This is a genomic window from Methylobacterium sp. Leaf88 (assembly GCF_001422795.1).
GTDB lineage: Bacteria > Pseudomonadota > Alphaproteobacteria > Rhizobiales > Beijerinckiaceae > Methylobacterium.
The window spans coordinates 1-6,315 of the sequence record NZ_LMMK01000014.1 but is presented as its reverse complement, the minus strand read 5'-3'; the positions used below and the strand labels follow the sequence as shown (position 1 = coordinate 6,315).

The 6,315-nt window shown below is 68.7% G+C and carries 4 protein-coding genes; 1 reads left to right on the top strand and 3 read right to left on the bottom strand.

Going from position 1 to position 6,315, the window contains the following annotated elements; translation table 11 throughout:
• Positions 1–159: 159 nt before the first annotated feature.
• On the bottom strand, positions 160–3,054 hold the full coding sequence (locus tag ASF20_RS10690) for a PAS domain-containing protein (RefSeq protein WP_348271546.1): 2,895 nt from the start codon (positions 3,052–3,054) through the stop codon (positions 160–162).
• Positions 3,055–3,403: 349 nt separating this feature from the next.
• Positions 3,404–4,312, bottom strand: coding sequence for a LysR family transcriptional regulator (locus tag ASF20_RS10685; RefSeq protein WP_056274010.1), 909 nt, complete (start codon positions 4,310–4,312; stop codon positions 3,404–3,406).
• A 90-nt stretch (positions 4,313–4,402) separates the two neighbouring features.
• Here ASF20_RS10685 and ASF20_RS10680 point away from each other — a divergent pair, with 90 nt between their 5' ends.
• The gene (locus ASF20_RS10680) at positions 4,403–4,846 is read left to right on the top strand and encodes a PACE efflux transporter (RefSeq protein ID WP_056217874.1); all 444 of its coding nucleotides are present in this window, start codon (positions 4,403–4,405) and stop codon (positions 4,844–4,846) included.
• A 192-nt stretch (positions 4,847–5,038) separates the two neighbouring features.
• On the opposite strand, the gene ASF20_RS10675 is transcribed toward ASF20_RS10680, so the two are convergent.
• On the bottom strand, positions 5,039–5,440 hold the full coding sequence (locus ASF20_RS10675) for a PRC-barrel domain-containing protein (RefSeq protein WP_056274005.1): 402 nt from the start codon (positions 5,438–5,440) through the stop codon (positions 5,039–5,041).
• Positions 5,441–6,315: the final 875 nt, after the last annotated feature.

The window sequence follows — 6,315 nt, the reverse complement described above, 5'->3', positions numbered from 1 at the left end:
CTCTCGCGCGAGCTGCCCTCGGCCATCGACCGCTACGCCGCCGACGGCCGTCGCCCGGCCTGAGGTCCAGCAGGGATACGGCCGGCGTCGCCCGAGGGCGCCGGTCGCCCCATCGGTGCGGGGTGGGGCGAGGATCGGTGTGCCGGTTCCTCCGCCGGGTCAGCTGTCGGCGCGCCCTTTCGCACCCTTGCCCCGGCTCGGCGTCGCAGACCGCCCGCCACCGGTCCAGCGCCTGACCACCTGGCGCAGGATGGCGGAGACCTGATCAGCCGAGTAGGGCTTCTGCAGCAACGCGAATCCATGCGCGCCTTCCTCGGCCAGCACGTGGCTGTAGCCGGAGGCCAGGACCACGGGTAGGTCCGGCAGACGCCGCCGCAACAGCTTGGCGAGCTCGATCCCGCCCATGCCCGGCATGACCACGTCGGAGAACACGACGTCGAAACCGCCGCCATCCGACCCGATGCGGTCCAACGCCTCCTCCGCGTTGGCTGCCCAGGTCGTCGCGTAGCCGAGGTCCTGCAGGATCTGGGTCGCGAACCGCCCGACCTCGATATTGTCCTCGACCACCAGGACGCGCTGGCCGGCGCCGCCCGGCTCCAGAGCCGCCGTTTCGGAACCGTCCTCGGCCGCGACGAAGTCCATCTCCGCCTCGGGCAGGTAGAGTGTGAACGTCGTGCCCCGGCCCGGCTCGCTCGCGACGGCCACGTCGCCACCCGACTGCTTGGCGAAGCCGAACACCTGGGACAAGCCGAGGCCCGTGCCCTTGCCGACCGCCTTCGTGGTGAAGAACGGCTCGAAGATCCGGGTGAGGACGTCGGCAGCGATGCCCGTGCCAGTGTCGGTGAGCGAGACCGCTGCGAAGGGCCCGGGGGCCCCGGCATGGCCGCGAATGGACGGGAGCGGCACGCCGCAATCCAGCCGCAGGGTCAGGGTTCCTTCGCCCTCCATCGCGTCCCGGGCGTTGACCGCCATGTTCACGAGGGCGGTCTCGAACTGACTGACGTCCACCCGCACGCAGCAGGCATGGTCGGGCAGCTCCGTCCGGACCGCGATGCGCGCCCCCGTCACGGTATCGAGCAGGTCCGCGACGCTGTGCAGCCGGCTGCCGACGTCCACCGTCTCCGGCTTCAGGGTCTGGCGCCGCGCGAAGGCGAGGAGCTGTCCCGTCAGCTTGGCCGCCCGGTCCACCGTGTCGGATACTGCGTTGAGGTAGCGGGCCCTGCGCGCCTCCGCGAGATCCGGCCGGCGCAGGAAGTCGACCGAGGACCGGATGATGGTCAGCAGGTTGTTGAAATCGTGCGCGACCCCTCCGGTTAATTGCCCGATTGCCTCCAGCTTCTGGGACTGGCGCAAGGCTTCCTCGGCCTGCTGCAGCGCCTGGCCCTGGGTTTTCTCCGCGGTGACGTCCCGCCCATAGGCGTAAACCAGCCCCCCCTCCACGGAGGTCCGCCAAGAGATCCAGCGCGCGGTGCCGTCCGCATGGCGGTAGCGATTCTCGAAGTTGTTGAGGTGGTCGGCAGCCGCGGCCTGAGACAAAGCCGCCTCGGTGAAGACCGCATCCTCCGGCCATACGAACGCCAGGAAGCTGCGCCCGACCACGTCCGACGGATGCTGGCCCAGGATCGCCTCCCAGGCCGGGTTCACCGCCCGGAAGACACCGTCGGACCCGATGACGACGAGGAGGTCGCGCGAGTTGCGCCAGACCCGGTCGCGCTCGGCGGTGCGTTCGGCGACCCGCTGCTCCAGGGCCTCGTTGAAGCCGACGAGTTCGGCCATCACTCGCTTCTGGTCGTCGATGTCGGTACTGGTGCCGACCCAGCGCAGGACGGTACCGTCGCCGGCCAGCACCGGCTGCGCCCGCGCCAGGAACCAGCGATAGGCGCCGTCCCCGCGCCGGAGACGATATTCGCACTGGTATTCCGACAGAGAGGCGACGGTCTCGCCCCACCGCTTGGCCACGCGGGCCTGGTCGTCCGGATGGATGATGGCGAGCCATCCCGCCGCGTCGAGGGTTCCGGGCCGCAACGCGCTGTAGGCGTAAACCCGCTCGTTGAACCAGTCGGCGGCGCCGGCCGCATCGGTGGTCCAGACGAGGTTGGGCAGCACCTGCGACAAGACGCGAAACTGCTCTTCGCTGGCGCGCAGGGCCTCCTCGGACTGCTTGCGGGCGGTGATCTCGAGGGCGGTCCCGAGCACGCGCACGCAGCGGTCGCCCTCGAAGAGGCCGCGCCCCTTGGCGGCGACCCAGCGGACCAGTCCGTCCGCCTGGCCCACGGTCCGGTACTCGACATCGTAGACGGCGCGGCGCGCAGGATCGAGCGCAGCGGTGAAGGCCGCCATCGTCGCCTCGCGGTCGTCGGGATGCAGGCCGGCGAGAAACTCCGCGCCCGAGACCGGGGCGTCGGACGACATGCCGAACATCGCCTTCACCCGCTGCGGCCAGAAGGCCGTGTCGTTCACGACGTCCACGTCCCAGAAGCCGATGTGGGAAGCCTCGCTCGCAAGGCGCAGGCGCGCTTCCGTCTCGCCGAGGTCCGCCTGCGCCGCGATCTGCGCCGTCGTCTCGGCGCAGGCGCAGAACACACCGACGACCCTGTCCGCGTCGTCCCGCAGGGGCGAGTAGGAGACCGTGAAGGACGCCGACTCCGCGTCGCCGCCCCGCTCGATCACGAACGGCATGTTCTCGGACAAGGTCGCCTCGCCGGCGAGGGCGCGCGCGACCATGGGCTCAACCTCGCTCCACACACCCGAAAAGACCTCGCGAAAAGACCGGCCGAGGGCGGCCGGATGCCGGAGCCCGAGAATCTCGGCAAAGGCGTCGTTGTAGAGGACGGCAAGTTCGGTCCCGACGGCCGCGAACATCGGAAAGCGCGAGCCCAGCATCAGGCTCACGGTCGCGCGCAGACCGGCCGGCCAGGTCTCCTGTCGTCCGAGGGAGGAACCGGACCAGTCGTGCGTGCGCAGCCTCGCCGCCATCTCGCCGCCCCCGGCGAGACAGGCCGGTGCCGCCTCGGGCCCTGCGGCGGGCCCGTCCTCCTCCGATCCGCCCTGCACGACCCACACCTCTCCGCGACGCCTTTGCCCACCCGCTTCCGAAGAGTCCTCCGCGCGCCGTGCCGCAGGCACCGCTGGACGGCACCGGTCCGCGCGCGACGAACGCTTGCCGGCCTACGCGGCGATGGAAACGGCGCGCCACCGCTTCGGGGGCTCTTCATGCCAGGTTTCGTCCTGCGTATCCGGCACGTCGTCGTCGCACCGCCCCGTGTACGCACAAGCGGGTTCGCGACGCGGCGTCCGCCAGGGATCAACGCGCGAGACCGGTCGGACGGCTATGCCGCTCACCCGGATCGGCATGCCCCGGTGGCGGGTCCGCAGGACACGAGGGCGCGCGAAGTTCCCGTCCTCAGGCCGTCCGGCCGACGCCCGACACGTTGCCGACCCGCTCCGCCGCGAAGCGCTCGCGCAGCCAGGCCGCGGCCGGTCCGCAGGGGCGCTGCTTGTGCCAGACCAGCTCCAGGGCGATGGGCCAGTCGCCCTGATCGAATTGCAGATCCGGCGTGACGAGATCGGGCGCCGTCTGCGACGCGGCGATGACGTGGTCCGTGACGAAAGCCCAACCGATCCCGTGCTTGACCATCTCGAGGATGACCCAGTGGCTCTCCACCCACCACACCTCGGCGGCCACCCGCAGGCGGCGCTTTTCGGGCCCGTCGCTGCGCGCGGCGACGAGGATCTGGCGATGCCGTTTCAACTCCTCCCACGCCACCCGCGCCTTCGCCAGGGGATGGTCGCGCCCGCAGACGAGCTTGAGGGGCACCCAGCCGATGGTCTGGAAGCCGAGTTCCGTGGGCAGCACCTCCTGGCGCCACATCACGCCAAGGTCGGCCGCCCCCGATTGCACCATGCGGCTGACATCCTCCATCAACGGGAAGAGCAGTTCCAGTTCGACGAAGGGGAAGTGCCGCGCGAAGTCCGCGAACAGCGCGCCGAGGGCGTGCTCGGGATAGAGTTCGTCGATGGCGACCACGAGCCGGTTCTCCACCCCCTGCTCCAGACTGCGCGCCACGCCGACGAGGTGCTCGCGCCGCTCGAGCACCACGCGGGCCTCCAGCAACAGCCGCTCGCCTGCCGGGGTCAATACCGGATTGCGGCCCGCTCGGCTGAACAGGACGACACCGAGATCGGCCTCCAGGTTCGCCACCTGGGTGCTGACGGCCGACTGGGCTTTCCGCAGCACGCGGGCCGCGCCCGAGAAAGATCCGGCCTCGGCCGCCGCCACGAATGCCTGGAGTTGATCGAGCGAGACCATGATCCATCCGGTTTTCCGATACGTTCTAACTTGCGGCTCGGTGTATGGCAGATAGAAGACGCCGGACCAAAGGGACCGTTTTCGGGAAACATCATGCGCACGACTCGCGATCGCATCCGCCACGCCATCCTGTTCGAGGTGCTGGGGCTCGCCCTGATCATCCCGCTCGGGACGTTGCTGTTCGGGCTGCAGGCCTCGGCCATGGGCGTGATCGGCGTAGGCAGCGCCCTGGCTGCGATGGTGTGGAACTACCTCTACAACCTCGGCTTCGACCGGACGATGCAGCGCGTCGTCGGGCATACCCGCAAGAGCCTCATGCTGCGGGTGGCGCATGCGGTGCTGTTCGAGGCGGGGCTTCTCGTGATCCTGTTGCCGCCGATCGCTTGGTATCTCGGCATCGGCTTCACCGAAGCCTTCTTCATGGATCTCGCGATCGCAGCCTTCTATGTGGCCTACGCCTTCGTCTTCAACCTGGCCTACGACGTGACCTTCCCGGTCAAGACCTGGGGCGACCCGGCGCCGGCGCCGTCTCTCTGAGCGCACCGCCGCCGATGCCCTTCACCGGTTCGGCGGACAGGGGGGCACCCTGTCCGCCGCATGGAGCCGGGGTCGATCCCGGGCGGAAACCGACGCGCGATTGGTCCGCGGTGGGGAGCGGATCCGGGCCGTTGCACCGCCCTCGGCCGGACCGCGACCCACCTCGCGCGCGAACGCTCCCGCAAAGTGCGCTCAGCGCTTGAACTTGCCGTCGTACTTGAACTCGGGGGCGGCCTTCAGGGCGTCCTTGCTGGCATTCACCGAGGCCTTCCACTTCTTCGCCCCGGCGTCGTAGGTCAGCGCCACCGAGGACGGATCGACCACCACGTAACGTTCGCCCACACCGAGGAAGCCGCCGACGGACATAATGTAGCCGGTGAGCCTGCCCTTCTCGATGACGAGATCCTTGATCTCGCCGACATTGCTGTTGGTGCCGTCGACGACGTTGAGGCCGATGAGGTTGTAGCTCAGCACGGCGTCCTGCGGGACGGGGGCAAACTTCACTGTGGTTGGCGGCGTGGGAGCCTCGTCCTTGGCGAGAACGGGTCCTGTCAGCGCCGTAACGGCGGCGAGGGCGAGAACGAGGCGACGCATGGGGAACTCCTGTGTCCCGGAACGGGGACCGGAAATAGCTGGACGCGACGAAGCGTTCCGAATCGCGGACGGGATTTTGTCCTGGAACCGAATCGGATCGGCCACTCGCCAAAACCCCGGACGCTTCGCTAAGCGGAAAGTGACCCACGCTCGAGCCGAACAGCCCTTCCCGATGTTGGGCGGCGCCGACGAAGCCGCGCCGTCCTGGTCCGGCGGCACGGTCACGACCGTGGAGGCGAGAATCTCCAACCGCCGGCCGGGCCGCAGCGTAAGCATCGGCCACCCTCGGTAAGGCCGCAACACGCCCGTTCCTCCAACGAGGGAACCAGGAGGCCCTCCGCCCCTGGGGTCCGCGTGATTCACGCGATCATCGAACCTGCCCACGTCAGCACAAACGCTCCGGGCCGATACCGTCCACGGCGTGAACACACGCGAACACTGTGCCGCATCCGGCATCGATCGCGGATCACCGGTCCGACTCTACGGACGGTCCTGATCGGTCCAACGAATTATTGAGCGACTTCTGTCAGCATGAGGGGCCACGCCAAAAGATGAGCCTGAATACACAGACCATCAAATCGCCGTGATAGCGTGTCCGTTCTTTGCAGGCCCGCTATAATTCCTCGGGTTATTGCCTCCAATAGCGCGGAGCGCTCCGGGGGCGTTTCCGGGCAAGCGCTTTTCGAGCAGACGCTCCCGACGACGAGGAAGAGGACGCCGCGTTGACCATCGCCGATTCCAAAAATCTGAACACCAAGACCTTCGAAATGCAGGGGAAATGCCCCTTCGGCGGCGACCGCATCGGTGGCGCTGTGGGCAGTCCGCCGGCGCTCTCGGATTGGTATCCCAACCGTCTGAAGGTCGAGCTCCTTCAT

Excerpts from the sequence above, each read along its gene's own strand:
- ASF20_RS10680 (WP_056217874.1), top strand. The coding sequence starts at position 4,403 with ATGCGCACGACTCGCGATCGCATCCGCCACGCCATCCTGTTCGAGGTG.
- ASF20_RS10675 (WP_056274005.1), bottom strand. The coding sequence starts at position 5,440 with ATGCGTCGCCTCGTTCTCGCCCTCGCCGCCGTTACGGCGCTGACAGGA.